The sequence below is a fragment of the Spirosoma endophyticum genome, assembly GCF_900112365.1.
Classification (GTDB): domain Bacteria; phylum Bacteroidota; class Bacteroidia; order Cytophagales; family Spirosomataceae; genus Spirosoma; species Spirosoma endophyticum.
Window position 1 is genome coordinate 154,538 of record NZ_FOLQ01000001.1, and the last position, 14,459, is coordinate 168,996.

Consider the following 14,459-nt stretch of genomic DNA (forward strand, 5'->3'; position numbering starts at 1 on the left):
AACTACATGGAAATATCAGCCCTTACCCGATCCGTAGTCAAACGCAACCACGCCGTCATTAGTCCCGACGGATACATCAATAGTCGGGTGCCCGGTTGGGACAACTGCACGGTCAATGTCATTATCAATGAGCAAATGGGTGCCAACCTGTGCCAGACGCTCATTACGATGAATTGGGACGGCAAACTCGTTGGCACAACGAAAGCGTCGCAACTATTTTTCTACGTCATTAGTGGGCGATGCCGGGCAACCGTTGGCACGCAATCTGACATGTTGACGACCGGCCAGTTCGTTTACATCCCCATTGGCAAATCCTATACGTTCGATAAACCGGAAGCGGGTACTCAACTGCTCACATTCCATAAAGTCTACGAAAAGCTTGATGGCTACGACGTACCGCCGGTGATTTTTGGGGATGCCGCCAACGTAGCGGGACCTATGTATATGGGTGATCCGGCCTTACGTTTGCAGGTGTTACTGCCCGATGACTTGTCATTCGATATGGCGGTCAATATTTTTACCTATGATCCGGGCGGGCACCTGCCGTTGGTCGAAACACACATCATGGAACACGGCCTGATTTATTTGCAGGGGCAGGGCGTGTATAGGCTCGATCAGGATTGGTATCCGATCAAAAAAGGGGATTCGATCTGGATGGCGCCCTATTGTCAGCAGTGGTTCACGGCGATGGGCAAAGAACCCGCGGTTTATATTTACTACAAGAATGTGAACCGCTTTCCAACAACTGTTTGAAAAAAAGAAATTTAAACACAGAGCCACAGAGAACACAAAGAAAAAATCAAATATTTATTGCTCTGTGTTCTCTGTGGCTCTGTGTTTAATATATATTCTGATGATACTGCCGGAATTAAATCAGCTGCCGCTTCCCCAGCTAAAAGAAGCGCTTGCTACGTGTTGCGGATCAACGGCCTGGGTGAATGAGCTGGCCAAAATCTTTCCCGTCGAGAGTAAAGAAAGCCTGTTTGAACAAGCGGAAATCATCTGGTTTGCCTGTTCCGAAAGCGATTGGCGGGAAGCATTCACGCACCATCCAAAAATTGGCGATATCAGTTCACTACGGGATAAATTTGCTACGACAAAAGCCTGGGCAGCAGGTGAACAGTCGGGTGTTTCGGTAGCCTCACTACAGGTGTTAGAAGATTTATCGGAAGGGAATCGGCGGTATGAGGAGAAATTCGGGTATATTTTTATCGTCTGCGCCACCGGAAAATCAGCCGACGAAATGCTGGACCTCCTGAACGCACGCTTATCGAACAGTCCGGAAACGGAAATCCTGATCGCCATGCAGGAGCAGAATAAGATTACTAAAATACGTTTGGAAAAACTACTCACGCAATGAGCCTCATCACCACGCATATTCTCGATACAACCCGTGGCAAACCAGCCGAAGGGGTCAGTATCGTTTTATATCAGCAACTCAGAGAATGGACCGAAATCGCGCGCGGGTTCACGAATGCGGATGGGCGAATCGGTGATTTGCTACCTAAAGAAACTATCTTGCCAACGGGCATTTACAAACTTCGGTTTGAAACCGGTGCCTATTTCGAGCAGCTTGCGGTCGTTACCTTTTACCCATACATCGAGATACCATTTCAGATAACGACCGGCGAGCATTACCACGTCCCGCTCCTGGTAAATCCATTTGGGTATTCCACCTATCGCGGGTCGTGACAGTAACGCCTGAACTACTAAATCTTTTTAAAATGCAAATTAACGCAGAACGTCTTCAGCATTTCTTTGAGGTTTCTAGTGAGATCGGCAAGATTGGTGAAACGGGCATGTGTCGCCCGGCCCATTCGCCCCTGGAGAAAAAAATGTTTGAACACGCCAAAGGCTGGATGGAAGCCGCGGGTTTGACGGTACGTATCGACAGCTTTGGAAATCTAATCGGGCGGCTCCGGGGCAAAAATCAAGATGCGCCCATTTTGATGACCGGCTCGCATTTGGATACGCAGCCCTATGGGGGTCGGTTCGATGGTATTGCGGGCGTTTTGTGCGCGATTGAAGCCGTTATTACCATTGCCGAAAAAGGCATCGTGCCCGACAGTAGTATTGACGTGATTGCCTTCGCCGATGAAGAAAGCTGGCGATTCAACAAAGGTCTCTTTGGATCGAGGGGGATTTTAGGGAAACTGGAAGAAGGCGAACTACAGCGACAAGATAAGGACGGCATTACGCGCGAACAGGCTTTATTCGACTTTGGCTGCGATATTACCAGATTCAAGGATGATGAATACGCCCCCGGCAGCATTCGGTGTTTCATTGAACTGCACATTGAGCAGGGGCCGATTTTAGATAGAACAAACAAGCCGATTGGCATTGTCAGTGGCATTGCCGGCCCGCTTTTGTTGAGCCTGAATCTGAAAGGCATGGCTGGGCATGCGGGTTCTGTACCGATGCCACTGCGTAAAGACGCGTTGCTGGGAGCGGCCAAAGTCGTTGTGGCCGTTAATGAAATCGCGTCGCAGTTTACGCCCGCGCCAACCGTCGGTACGGTCGGTACGTTAAATGTGTTTCCATCCTCCCGGAACATTATTCCTGAAGTAGTGAACATGACGATGGAATTCAGGGATATTGAGATGGCGCGTCGGGATACATGCGAACGGCAATTGAAAGACGAAATCGAAGCCATCGCCCAAACACACGGACTCACCTACGAACTGACCGTCGATACCGACATCAAATCAAGTTACTGCGCCGACTGGATCAAAGACACGATTCGCGCCAGTTGCGTTGATTTAGGTTTAGAGGCACCGGAACTGGTAAGCGGTCCTTTTCACGATGCGCTCGTGATGTCGGACGCCTGCGATTACGGGATGATCTTCGTTCGCTGTAAAGATGGCATCAGCCATAACCCACTGGAGTATGCTTCGTACGAAGATCTGGCCCTGGGCAGCGAAGTGCTGTACCTGACAATTCTGAACATTGTTGGCTGATCCGTCTTCCGAATTTAAGAAAGCAACGTAGTAAATTGTATCACAAAAAATCCCTGCCAGTCCTGGCAGGGATTTTTTGTGTTGAAGCGTTTAAAAAACTACTTGATATCGCCCCGGATTTCGCCAGCGGGATACGTGGGGGTGTGTAAGTTGGCGTAGTAATAGCCATTGAACAAGCTATCCAGCCTAGTGGCCGTGGTTAACGTAGTAGTGCCAATGATGGGAGAGGTCAGACTAGTAAACGGAATCTCGACGGGTCCCGTGCCATTGGCCGCATTGACCCGGTGAAGGTGTCCCATCATAGGCGTGATGCCTGAATACGTAACGGTGTAACTCAAAACGCGGGTGGTTGGATCAACTACGCCAACAAAGGCACCGGTCGCTGCCGACGGGGTTGGCATGGGTTTTTCGGCGGCACCGTTCAACGTAGCGGTTAATTTGATTTGCCCGTTCACCCGGACATTCCCCCGAATTTCACCCGCTGGATACATGGGTGTATGCAAATTGGCGTAATAAAATCCATTGATCAGACTATCCACCCGAGAGTCGGTAGCCAGCGTAGCGGTGCCAATAATGGGTGAAGCCAGACTGGTAAACGGTATCTCGACGGGTCCCGTGCCATTGGCCGAGGTGATGCGGTGGAGGTGTCCCATGGTGGGCGTAATGCCCGAATACGTCAGGGTGTAACTCAGCACGCGGGTCGCCCGGTCGATTGTGCCAACAAACGAACCCATACCCGGCGACACAACGGAGATTGGTTTTTCTCCCGCTCCGCTCAGGGTTGTTACTAACTGGATTTTTGCGTTTGCCGGGAAGGTCTGGTGGTCATTGCAGTACATAAGAGTAAAGCTTACGGCAAGCAGGACGGCTACTGACAGGAGGGTAGATTTTTTGCTCATTTTTTTGATGTAGTTAATTGGTAAGGGATGAAAAAATACAGGAAATGATTGGCAAATAGCCACTAAAAAGCGCCGTTCGGGCAGTTGAATTCGGCAGTATTAACGCAGTCTGTACCGAGTTGGACGTCTTTCACAGCTGTTTATTTTTACATAAGTTAAAAATTTTCACTAGGTAGAATGAATTCGCTACCAAGATAGACCAAATTATTGATAATCAATAGGCTAAACCTTTTGCGCACGGTTAGTAATTGCAGGAAGTACTTAGTCTAAGTATACTTGTTCAGGTATGTCCCCAAAAAAAGTTTGTGATTTTTTAAAGTAAAAGCAAAGACATCACCGTCATCCCTACTAAAGCCCCAAAGCAGGAAGCGAGGGCGCTGAAAAAAGGTCAGAATTTCTACCGCTTATTTCAGTCTCAATCGGCTTCCGGATCAACAGGACTTTGTAACCCATTAAATTATAAACAACATGAACATCATTTGGAGAGTAGCGGCTGTAGCGCTGGCGGTCGGTTTGGCCCTGTTTCTTTTAACACTCATTCTTAAAATCCTTTTAGTTGGCGCGGGCCTGTTCCTGCTGGCCAGGGTAGTCGGTCCGCGGTTGATGGGACGACGAAGATTTGGTCAGCTAGGTCGCGGTGACTGGCAATCGTCAGACATGATCTCGATCGACAACCCAGCCTTTCGGTCGGGTGTGAACCGGGGTAATGTTGGCCGTATTATCCCCATCGCTTAAGTCAAAACAATAAAAAACAATCCCACAAAATCAGTAAACACAAGACTAAAAAACACAAACATGTATAATAAACACGCATTCGAATCAGGTAATAAAGGTGGTTGTGGCCCAATGGGTCGCGGAGGATTTGGTGGTCCCTTTGGCCGCGGTAAATTCGGTGGTTTCTTTGGACGCCACGCTGGCGGATTTCATCAGAAGCCACCGGTAAATATTGAGGAAACGGATACCGAATTTACCATCTCTTTATTTGCGGCCGGTCTGGCCAAAGAGAACGTAACGTTATCCGTAAAAGACGACGTACTGGCCATTTCGTATCAGGGGACCGATCAACCAGCCGACGATCAGCCAGCTACCGCAGGCAAGTACACGTATCAGGAGCACAGCAACCGGTCGTTTGAGCGGTCGTTTAAACTCAACGATAAAGTCATCACGGAAAGCATCTCGGCGAGTTATGCGGATGGTATTCTGAAGGTGACACTGCCCAAAAATCCAGCTACGAATAAACCGGCGCAAACCATCACGGTGAGCTAAGCTACACAGGTAGTGAACTCAAGTAAAAGGCCAGACCGATGATACGGTCTGGCCTTTTTTGTGGCTAAAGTTGGTTATTATTGGCGCTTAAAACAGGTAGACCAACATGCGCCATAAACCCAGCCGACGAAAATTTGTCGCCACCCTGACTAAAGCCGCAGGGACGTCAATGTTCATAAACACGCCCATCCTGACGCAGGCCCGACACGCTCGGGAAACCCCACCGTCATTCACAGTTGGCCAGGTAATGGACATTATTCTTAAAACAATTCCCAATGCGCCGTTTCCCAAGACGGTCGATACGTTAAAATCAGGCAACGCGTCCCAAAAGGTGACCGGCATCGTGTCAACGATGTTTGCAACCATTGAAGTAATTGAAAAAACCATTGCCGCCGGGGCTAACTTCATCATTGCGCACGAACCGACGTTCTATAATCACGCCGATGAAACCGATTGGTTGAAAAATGACCCCGTTTTTCGGCACAAGCAGGAACTGCTGACCAAACACGGCATCGCTGTCTGGCGGTTTCATGATTACTGGCACTCCCACCGGCCGGATGGCATCTGGACAGGCATGCTGTCGGCTTTAGGCTGGGAGAAGTACGTTGATGCACAGAGCCGGGGCGTACTGACGCTGCCCGCTACACCCCTCCATCAGCTCATAACGCAGGTGAAAGAGAAACTGGACATCAAAATGGTTCGGGTCGTTGGCGACAGGGCACAGAGTTGTCAGCGGGTTTTGTTGCTGCCGGGAGCCGCGGGCGGGCGAAATCAGATCGCGGCAATCGAGCAGGCCAAACCCGACGTTGTTTTATGCGGAGAAGCCAGCGAGTGGGAAACGCCCGAGTATATTCGGGATGCACGACGGCAGGGACAAACGATTTCTCTGGTTGTACTCGGTCATATTATGAGTGAAGCTGCCGGGATGGCGTGGCTGGTTCCCTGGCTGAAGCCTCAGTTACCCAATCTGCCCATCAGCTACATTCCCTCAGGTAATCCATTCACCTACGAATGAGCTGACGGGAATATTTGGTGTTTCAATTACCCCCAACCCCCTGAAGGGGACTTAGCTCGACTATTCTCAACCTAAGTCCCCTTCAGGGGGTTGGGGGTAATTGAATGTAGTAGCTACGAATTACAAAAAGCCGACTTGCTACGTAGCAAGTCGGCTTTTTTAGGTAATGGGAAATCTCTTTATACTACAGCTTTTTGACATCGCCCCGGATGGCACCCGCTGGATACGTAGCGGTATGTAGGTTTGCATAGTATAGACCCGCCACCAGACTGTCCACCTGGCCCTGCCGAAGAGCCGCAGTGGTGGCAATGATTGGACTCGTTAATGATGGAAAGGGAATGTCAACGGGTCCGGTGCCATTCGCTGCGGTAATTTTGTGCAGGTGACCACCTGTCAGGGGTTCCGTAAATCCCTGATACGTTACGGTATAGCTCAATACTCGGGTTGTCGTATTCAAACTGCCTGTAAATGTGCCTGTTGCCGCCACCGTCGTTGACGTGGGTTTTTCTCCAGCGCCGTTCAGGGTAGCCGTTAACATAGTTGGTGGCGTTACGCCCAGCCCTACGGTGTACGGATTCTCGTCGTCAAGGCAGGAGGTTAGGGCTAACCCTACTGTTAGCAGGGCTGCAATGGATAGGAGAGTGCTTTTTTTGTTCATAATCAGTTAGTGTCTGTGCGTCAACGAATAAGGCAGATGATCAGTAATGCTTTTAACCGCTCAGCGCTATTTTAGTTGCCAAGATAGCTTGATTATCTATTCAAGCCATAAAAAAATCGCCATTAAACGGATAAAATGGCTCGTTTACTACTCGATATGGTAATGTTCCGCCACCCATTTAGACGATTATTTCCAAAACGACCGAGAATCTTCTAATTTTGACCCGTTAACCAGAATCCATTTTATGAATTCATTGGTTGTCATTATAGAATGTTCTTTTAGTAACCTGTTTTTTTATTCCTACTTGCTATGGCTTTTGATGTAGACATGATTCAGCGCGTTTACGCTAACCTCGGCGAACGCGTCGAAGCAGCCCGGCAGGCAGTGGGCAAACCGCTGACCCTGTCGGAGAAAATTTTATACAGCCACTTATTTGCTGGGCCTGGTTTGTCGGCCCAACCGACTCAATCGTTTGAGCGCGGTAAAGCCTATGTGGATTTCGCACCCGACCGTGTAGCCATGCAGGATGCAACGGCTCAAATGGCCCTGTTGCAGTTCATGCAGGCCGGTCGGCCAAAGGTAGCTGTTCCATCAACGGTTCACTGCGACCACCTGATTCAGGCCGAAGTAGGAGCGGAGCAGGATTTAGATATTGCCAGAAACAAGAACAAAGAAGTCTATGACTTTCTGGCGTCTGTCTCTGATAAATATGGTATTGGTTTCTGGAAACCAGGCGGTGGTATCATCCACCAGGTGGTGCTGGAAAACTACGCATTTCCGGGTGGCATGATGATCGGTACCGATTCGCATACGCCAATGGCGGGCGGACTGGGCATGATCGCCATCGGTGTCGGTGGGGCTGATGCCTGCGATGTGATGGCGGGCTTAGCCTGGGAACTGAAAATGCCGAAACTGATCGGGGTTAAACTGACCGGCAAACTGAGTGGCTGGTCGTCGGCAAAAGACGTTATTCTTCGCGTAGCGGGTATCCTGACCGTTAAGGGGGGCACCGGTTGTATTGTCGAATACTTCGGCGAAGGCGCCGAAACGCTGTCGGCCGCCGGTAAAGGGACCATCTGTAACATGGGTGCTGAGATTGGTGCCACTACCTCGATCTTCGCCTACGATGACAAGATGGGCGATTACCTCCGGGCTACGAGTCGGGCCGAAATTGCCGATGCTGCCCAGGCCGTGAAAGCAGACCTTCGTTCGGACGAGGAAGTATATGCTGATCCGGCGGCCTACTATGATCAATTGATCGAAATCAATCTGTCGGAACTGGAGCCCCATATCAACGGCCCATTCACGCCCGATCTGGCCTGGCCGTTATCTAACTTTGCCAAAGCGGTTAAAGAAAATAACTGGCCCGCTAAGCTGGAGGTTGGTCTGATTGGTTCCTGCACTAACTCAAGCTACGAAGACATGACCCGCTCGGCGTCTATTGCCGCTCAGGCAACCGCCAAGCATCTGAAAACCAAAGCGGAGTTCACCGTGACGCCGGGTTCTGAACTGGTTCGGTTTACGGCCGAACGGGATGGTCTATTGGATACGTTCGAACAAATCGGTGGGGTTGTGCTGGCGAATGCCTGCGGTCCCTGCATTGGGCAGTGGGCTCGTCATATGGACGATCCAACCCGGAAAAACTCGATCATTACGTCCTTTAACCGGAATTTCGCCAAACGGAACGATGGTAACGCCAGCACCCACGCCTTCGTAGCCTCGCCCGAAATCGTAACCGCGTTTGCGATTGCCGGTGACCTGACGTTTAACCCCATGACCGATACGCTGACCAATGAAAACGGCGAGCAGGTGAAACTGGATGAGCCGCAGGGTATCGAGCAACCGGTAAAAGGCTATGCTGTCGACGACGCTGGCTATCAGGCGCCCGCTGAAGATGGTTCGGGCGTTTCGGTTATCGTTAGCCCAACCTCCGACCGGCTACAGCTTCTTGCTCCGTTTGCTCCCTGGGAAGGCACCGATCTGACAGGGTTGAAACTGCTGATCAAAGCGAAAGGCAAGTGCACAACCGACCATATTTCGATGGCGGGTCCGTGGTTGAAATACCGTGGTCACCTCGACAACATTTCGAACAACATGTTGATTGGCGCCGTGAACTTCTACAATGAGAAGACCAACAGCGTAAAAAATCAACTGACGGGCGAATACGGTGAAGTGCCGGCTGTACAACGCGCTTACAAAGCCGCTGGCATCGGGTCAATCGTGGTAGGTGACGAAAACTACGGCGAAGGCTCATCCCGCGAACACGCAGCGATGGAGCCCCGTTTCCTGGGTGTTCGGGCCATTTTGGTACGTTCATTTGCCCGGATTCACGAAACGAATCTGAAAAAGCAGGGTATGCTGGCCTTGACGTTCGCTAACCCCGCTGATTATGACAAGATTCAGGAGGATGATACCATCGACATCGAAGGCCTGACGGAATTTGCGCCGGGTCGTCCGCTCGAAATCGTTCTGCACCATGCAGATGGTAGCGAAGACGAGTTTCTGGTTAACCACACCTACAACCAGGGGCAAATCGAGTGGTTCAAAGCGGGAGCTGCCCTGAACATTATTCGGATGAAGCAGAGCGCGTAAGCAACCCTATTTTTAGTAGTAAAACAGGTCGGCCGATTGTCAATTGACAATCGGCCGACCTGTTTTAGGGATACAAGGTCAGGAGTTTGCGGGCTCGCACAGTAAAAAAAACTGAAATCAACGCTTTTACATACGTCGTTTTTTCATCCACAATTGATGACTTCCTGACAATGCCTGTCTACCTTGATCAACCTGAAGGGTGTCTGCCTGACGTCGACAGGCATTCATAATCCTTTATTGACGGGTGTGGCGATTACAGCCAGAGCTGATGATCATGCCGTAAAAGAAATGATGAAGGGGATGTTGTACGTAAGACTAAATAACTAAAGAGCTACGCAACGATCCGTGACACCACTTCGAATCAGGTTACGGAGCTCGGCAAAGCTCCCTACCAATTATCGTCAGATGAAAATTTTATATTTCGGGTACGTATTGATCGTGATAATGCTGACTACTGCTCGATTGCATGGGCAGCAGACAGGTAAAGGTGACCGGCTAACTGGATTCAATTTTGCCACCCGAAGTCCTGTACTTGGACGGCAGGGTATGGTGGCTACGAGCCATCCGCTGGCTACCCAGATTGGTCTGGACGTATTGAAGCAGGGTGGCACAGCCGTCGATGCCGCCATCGCGGCCAATGCGGCATTGGGCGTGGTTGAACCAAATAATGGCGGGATTGGGGGCGATTTGTTTGCCATTGTCTGGTCGGCAAAGGAGCGAAAACTTTACGGCCTGAATGCCAGTGGACGATCGCCCAACGGGTTGACGTATCAGGCAATGAAAGATGTCTTAGGAAGCCGTACGCAGATTCCACTTTACGGGCCGCTGTCTGTTTCGGTGCCGGGCACCGTGGATGGCTGGTTTCAGCTGCACAAACGGTTCGGCAAATTGCCCGTCGCCAGGCTACTGGCACCCAGCATTCGGTATGCGCGGGAAGGGGTTCCCGTTCCTCAGGTGATTGCCTACTCCTGGCAGGTGGCGGCTCAACGACTTGCCGCGCAGGAAGCAGTTATCAACGAGTTTACTAATTTTCGTAAGACGTTTCTTATTGATGGAAAAGCACCCACTGAAGGACAGGTATTTCGTAATCCGGATCTGGCCACTACGTATGAAAAAATTGCCAGCGGTGGGCGGGATGCTTTTTATAATGGCCCAATCGCCGATGCCATTGACCGCTACGCCCGACGGGCGGGTTTGTATCTCCGCAAAGCTGATTTGGCGGCTCACCAAAGCCAGTGGGTCGAGCCGGTGTCGGTCAACTACCGCGGGTATGACGTGTACGAATTGCCCCCAAACGGACAGGGCGTTGCCGTTCTGCAAATGCTGAACGTACTGGAAGGGTTTGATTTGAAAGCAATGGGCCATAATAGCGCCGATTATCTCCATGTGCTGGTGGAAGCCAAGAAGTTAGCCTTTGAAGACCGAGCGCGTTATTATGCCGATCCCGACTTTAGTAAAATACCCCTCAACTGGCTGATATCCAGAGAATATGCCGCTCAGCGACGCAAGCTGATTGATCCGAAGAAAGCCGCCGAACGAATTGACGCTGGCATGCCAACCCTGCGCAACGGCGATACGGTCTACCTGACCGTTGCCGATGATCAGGGTAACATGGTGTCATTGATTCAAAGCAATATGCTGGAGTTTGGCAGTGGCATGGTGCCCGACGGACTGGGGTTTGTGTTTCATAATCGAGGGACAAGCTTTAACCTGCAACCTGACCACGCTAACGTTTACGGGCCAGCCAAGCGCCCATTTTCGACCATCATTCCGGGCTTCGTTACCAAAAATGGTGAGCCGTTTCTGAGTTTTGGCGTCATGGGTGGTGCTATGCAACCCCAGGGTCATGTACAGATATTGTGCAACATTATTGACTTTGGCATGAACGTTCAGGAAGCGGGCGATGCGGCTCGGTTTAGCCATTCCGGCAGTGGGGAGCCCATTGGCGGACTCATGACCGATGGCGGACGGCTGGCGCTCGAAAGCGGAATTTCGGCCGATGTACGGACGGAGCTTGAAAAGCGCGGGCATCACCTGACCGGGACGGATTTTTTTGGTGGGTATCAGGCCATTCAGTGGGATGCCGTGAACCGAATTTATCGGGGCGCGAGCGAAATGCGTAAAGATGGGCAGGCCGCTGGATACTAGAACCTGCCAAATGGCCTGAACTACGTTCGTTTAGCCAGATAAGCGCTCAGAATTTCTTCCCGAATCAACACGGTTCGGCCAATCCGTTCGCTGGTCAGTCTGCTTTGGTCTAAGTAGCTTTTTAACTTGCCAACCGAGATGTGCAACGCTATGGCTGCTTCCGGGAGGGTATAAAATAGGGTTCCTTGTATGTGCTTGGGCATGAGTCCGGTAAGTTGTCAATCTCTCGGTTGAAGAGCATACCGCTTACAGTATATCAAGGATTTGTTAACGTAAAATGTTATAGACCACCCAAGTGGCTGATTAATCGCGGGGCGATTCAGGCAGCCGTGCGCTACACCAACGTATCATCACAACGGACGAGAAGGAGATGCGTTGACGGACCAAATCAGGAATGGCAACCTATTGGTAAACTAGGGAATAAACAAATAATAGCTGCTCGGCATTATAACAATCGACTAGCTTATCAATATGAAACTACGTTTCCTCTTCCTGCTCTTATTTTCGAGTGGTGGACATCTGGCGCTGGGGCAAGTGGCGCTAACGGGGGTTATTGTTGACGGAACTACGTCAAAACCCGTTCCTTTCGTTAGTGTGGCCCTGTATCGTAAAGCAGATTCGGTAGCCGTAACAGGCGCCCTTGCCGACTCGGCAGGTGTTTTTCATATTACCCATGTTGCGCCGGGTCAGTATCAGCTTAAAACGTTTTTCCTGGGCTATAAACCCCAGGTCGTGCCCGTAACGCTCAAGTGTGGGGACGTTTTCAATGCGGGTAGGTGCTGCTTGAGCTCGCGAAGAATCAACTGAACGAGGTTGTTGTCACCGGGCAGCGGGCCGACTTAACGGTAAAAGCCGACCGGCAAACATATCGGGCTGCGCATTTTGGGTCGGCGGTGGGTGGCACAGCAACAGATTTGCTACGTAACCTGCCGGGTATCAGTATGAACGCCGAGGGCGAAGTTACCCAGCGGGGAGCCAACGGTTTTTTGGTTCTGTTAAACGGAAAACACGTACAGGCCAATCTGGGGACATTGCTCAACCAACTGCCCGCCAACACGATTGAGTCCATTGACGTGATCACGACGCCCTCGGCCCGCTATGCCCCGATGGCAAGGCGGGTATCATCGCCATCACCACCAAGTCGGGGGCCGACCTGGGTTTATCGGTGTTGGTGAATGTCCAGAAAGGCCTGCCCAGTCTGAATGATTTCGGAAATACCCAAAAACCGGTTCGGTATGGCACTGACGTGACGCTCAGTTACCGGTCGGCCCGCTGGGACTGGACCTTGAGTTCGGCCTATCTACGTAGTGACCTGGCCGGTCGGCGCGAGGGCGATGCGAACACGACGCTGGGCAACCGGTTTACACAGTTTCCAAGCCTGGGCGAGCGAAGTTTTGACCGGTATACATTTACCAACCGGCTGGCCGTCAGCTTTACGCCCACTAAAACGGATGTATGGTCGGGAGGCCTATTTTATGGGTATCGCACCGAAGACCGCACCGCTGATTTATTTTATAATAACCGCAGGAAGGATCAGCAAACGGGATTCGGTATCAGTCAGATAGCTTACTACAATGCCAACCTGGTTCGTAAGCGGGGTCAATTTTTCACGGCTAACCTCGACTACACCCATACCTTTGCCAACAAAGCTAACTTGAGCGCGAGTGTACTTTATGAATATGATTACCTGGATGGTTTCACCCGTAATCTTAACCTGCTTCGGACGGACACGCGCGACACGCTGCAATATACACGCACCACCACCGATCGCCCGATCGGCAATGTCCGGGCCAATATCGATGCGACCTGGCCATTGGCGGGCGGGCGGTTCGAAGCGGGCTATCAATACCGTAACCAGCAGGATGATGGTAATTATCGGTTTTTAGAACAAAACGGGCGAGGGCTACCGCTCCTGGAAGTCAGCGCCTTTACGGGTCAGGCCCGTATTAACAACCAGATTCACAGCCTGTACAGCCAGTACGGCCACAAATCGAAAAGCTTGGAATACACGGCTGGTCTGCGCGTCGAATCGGCTGAACGGCAGGTAGAAATCCGACCACAAGGGCAGGCGTACCCCCTTACCCTGAACAACCTGTTTCCGTCGCTGAATGTCGTATATCGGCCCAAAGACGCCTGGCAATTTCGATTCGGCTACAGCCGCCGGGTACAGCGCACAAGCAATCTAGCCCTCAACCCACTGCCCGAACGCGAACACTCGGAAACCCTCGAACAGGGCGACCCGGCGTTGCTTCCCGAGTTTGTAGACCTGAGTGAATTGAGTATGACACGGATCATGGGCCGAAATACAGTACAGGCAACGGTTTACCATCAAAACATACAACATATCGTGAATCGGGTGAACAGCGTTTTTGCTGACACCATTCTGAACCGTATCTATACCAACGCGGGTCGGGCACAGCGGCTGGGCCTCGAAGTAACGATGGATCTAACCATTACCAAACGTTGGAAGCTGTATGTCGGTGGTACGGTGTATCGATCCATAATTGCCGGACAATTGTTTCAGAATGCAGTGGTATTCAACAACCAGGCATGGGCTTATTCGTTCAATGCCAACACGACCGTTCAGCCTTCACCCACCTGGGTACTGCAAGCCAACCTGAACTACCTGTCTCAACGCATTACGGCTCAGGGAGAAGACTCGCGATTCTTTGTGCCGAATCTCTCCGTCAAGAAAAGTTTCGTACAAAACCGGCTGGCGGTCATGTTGCAATGGCAGAACATCGGACTGGGCAGGCTACCGACGAACGAGCAACGTATTACGACCCGTGGTCAGGATTTTTATACAACGACCAATTACATCCAGGAACGCGACATCCTCCTGATCAATATCAGTTATTCCCTACGCCAGCGTAGCAAACCGGCCAAATTGCCGACGAATGAGTTTGGTGACAAAGAATTTTAAC

The 14,459-nt window shown here is 51.0% G+C and carries 15 protein-coding genes; 12 read left to right on the forward strand and 3 right to left on the reverse strand.

The window, feature by feature from the left end:
- Window positions 1-6 precede the first annotated feature (6 nt).
- From allE to BM202_RS00600, 4 genes are all read left to right on the forward strand, one after another.
- A complete protein-coding gene (gene allE / locus BM202_RS00585; protein WP_093822532.1) occupies window positions 7-753 on the forward strand; it encodes a (S)-ureidoglycine aminohydrolase in 747 nt (248 codons plus the stop codon).
- Between the two features lie 100 nt (window positions 754-853).
- Window positions 854-1,360, forward strand: a complete 507-nt coding sequence (gene uraD, locus BM202_RS00590; RefSeq protein WP_093822533.1) for a 2-oxo-4-hydroxy-4-carboxy-5-ureidoimidazoline decarboxylase — start codon at window positions 854-856, stop codon at window positions 1,358-1,360.
- Window positions 1,357-1,692, forward strand: a complete 336-nt coding sequence (gene uraH, locus BM202_RS00595; RefSeq protein ID WP_093822534.1) for a hydroxyisourate hydrolase — start codon at window positions 1,357-1,359, stop codon at window positions 1,690-1,692. Before uraD ends, uraH begins: the two co-directional genes overlap by 4 nt.
- A 32-nt stretch (window positions 1,693-1,724) precedes the next feature.
- On the forward strand, window positions 1,725-2,957 hold the full coding sequence (locus BM202_RS00600; protein WP_093822535.1) for a M20 family metallo-hydrolase: 1,233 nt from the start codon (window positions 1,725-1,727) through the stop codon (window positions 2,955-2,957).
- 98 nt (window positions 2,958-3,055) lie between these two features.
- Here BM202_RS00600 and BM202_RS38895 read toward each other — a convergent pair whose 3' ends face one another.
- Window positions 3,056-3,856, reverse strand: coding sequence for a CHRD domain-containing protein (locus tag BM202_RS38895; RefSeq protein WP_093822536.1), 801 nt, complete (start codon window positions 3,854-3,856; stop codon window positions 3,056-3,058).
- A 468-nt stretch (window positions 3,857-4,324) separates the two neighbouring features.
- Between BM202_RS38895 and BM202_RS00610 the strand changes: the two genes are divergently transcribed.
- The 3 genes from BM202_RS00610 (at window position 4,325) to BM202_RS00620 (ending at window position 6,137) form a co-directional block, all read left to right on the forward strand.
- The gene (locus tag BM202_RS00610) at window positions 4,325-4,591 is read left to right on the forward strand and encodes a hypothetical protein (protein ID WP_093822537.1); all 267 of its coding nucleotides are present in this window, start codon (window positions 4,325-4,327) and stop codon (window positions 4,589-4,591) included.
- Window positions 4,592-4,651: 60 nt separating this feature from the next.
- On the forward strand, window positions 4,652-5,122 hold the full coding sequence (locus BM202_RS00615) for an Hsp20/alpha crystallin family protein (protein WP_093822538.1): 471 nt from the start codon (window positions 4,652-4,654) through the stop codon (window positions 5,120-5,122).
- A 106-nt stretch (window positions 5,123-5,228) separates the two neighbouring features.
- The gene (locus BM202_RS00620; protein WP_093822539.1) at window positions 5,229-6,137 is read left to right on the forward strand and encodes a Nif3-like dinuclear metal center hexameric protein; all 909 of its coding nucleotides are present in this window, start codon (window positions 5,229-5,231) and stop codon (window positions 6,135-6,137) included.
- Between the two features lie 184 nt (window positions 6,138-6,321).
- Here the strand turns inward: BM202_RS00620 and BM202_RS00625 are convergent, their stop codons facing one another.
- Entirely contained in the window at window positions 6,322-6,795 is a 474-nt protein-coding gene (locus tag BM202_RS00625) for a CHRD domain-containing protein (RefSeq protein ID WP_093822540.1), read from the reverse strand.
- Window positions 6,796-7,104: 309 nt separating this feature from the next.
- On the opposite strand from BM202_RS00625, the gene BM202_RS00630 reads away from it, so the two are divergent.
- Window positions 7,105-9,387 (forward strand): aconitate hydratase, encoded by a 2,283-nt coding sequence (locus BM202_RS00630; RefSeq protein ID WP_093822541.1) that lies wholly within the window; start codon window positions 7,105-7,107, stop codon window positions 9,385-9,387.
- 405 nt (window positions 9,388-9,792) lie between these two features.
- Window positions 9,793-11,535, forward strand: coding sequence for a gamma-glutamyltransferase (gene ggt, locus BM202_RS00635; RefSeq protein ID WP_093822542.1), 1,743 nt, complete (start codon window positions 9,793-9,795; stop codon window positions 11,533-11,535).
- Between the two features lie 20 nt (window positions 11,536-11,555).
- On the opposite strand, the gene BM202_RS00640 is transcribed toward ggt, so the two are convergent.
- A complete protein-coding gene (locus BM202_RS00640) occupies window positions 11,556-11,738 on the reverse strand; it encodes a helix-turn-helix domain-containing protein (protein WP_093822543.1) in 183 nt (60 codons plus the stop codon).
- Window positions 11,739-12,006: 268 nt separating this feature from the next.
- Here BM202_RS00640 and BM202_RS38025 point away from each other — a divergent pair, with 268 nt between their 5' ends.
- Genes BM202_RS38025 through BM202_RS00645 form a run of 3 tightly spaced genes read left to right on the forward strand, consistent with a single transcriptional unit; the run spans window position 12,007 to window position 14,458 of the window.
- Window positions 12,007-12,342, forward strand: coding sequence for a carboxypeptidase regulatory-like domain-containing protein (locus tag BM202_RS38025; protein WP_245776467.1), 336 nt, complete (start codon window positions 12,007-12,009; stop codon window positions 12,340-12,342).
- Complete coding sequence (locus tag BM202_RS38030; protein ID WP_245776468.1) at window positions 12,312-12,710, forward strand: TonB-dependent receptor plug domain-containing protein; 399 nt, start codon at window positions 12,312-12,314, stop codon at window positions 12,708-12,710. Before BM202_RS38025 ends, BM202_RS38030 begins: the two co-directional genes overlap by 31 nt.
- The gene (locus tag BM202_RS00645) at window positions 12,707-14,458 is read left to right on the forward strand and encodes an outer membrane beta-barrel family protein (protein WP_245776469.1); all 1,752 of its coding nucleotides are present in this window, start codon (window positions 12,707-12,709) and stop codon (window positions 14,456-14,458) included. The genes BM202_RS38030 and BM202_RS00645 overlap by 4 nt, the downstream gene beginning before the upstream one ends.
- The last annotated feature ends 1 nt before the right edge of the window (window position 14,459 follow it).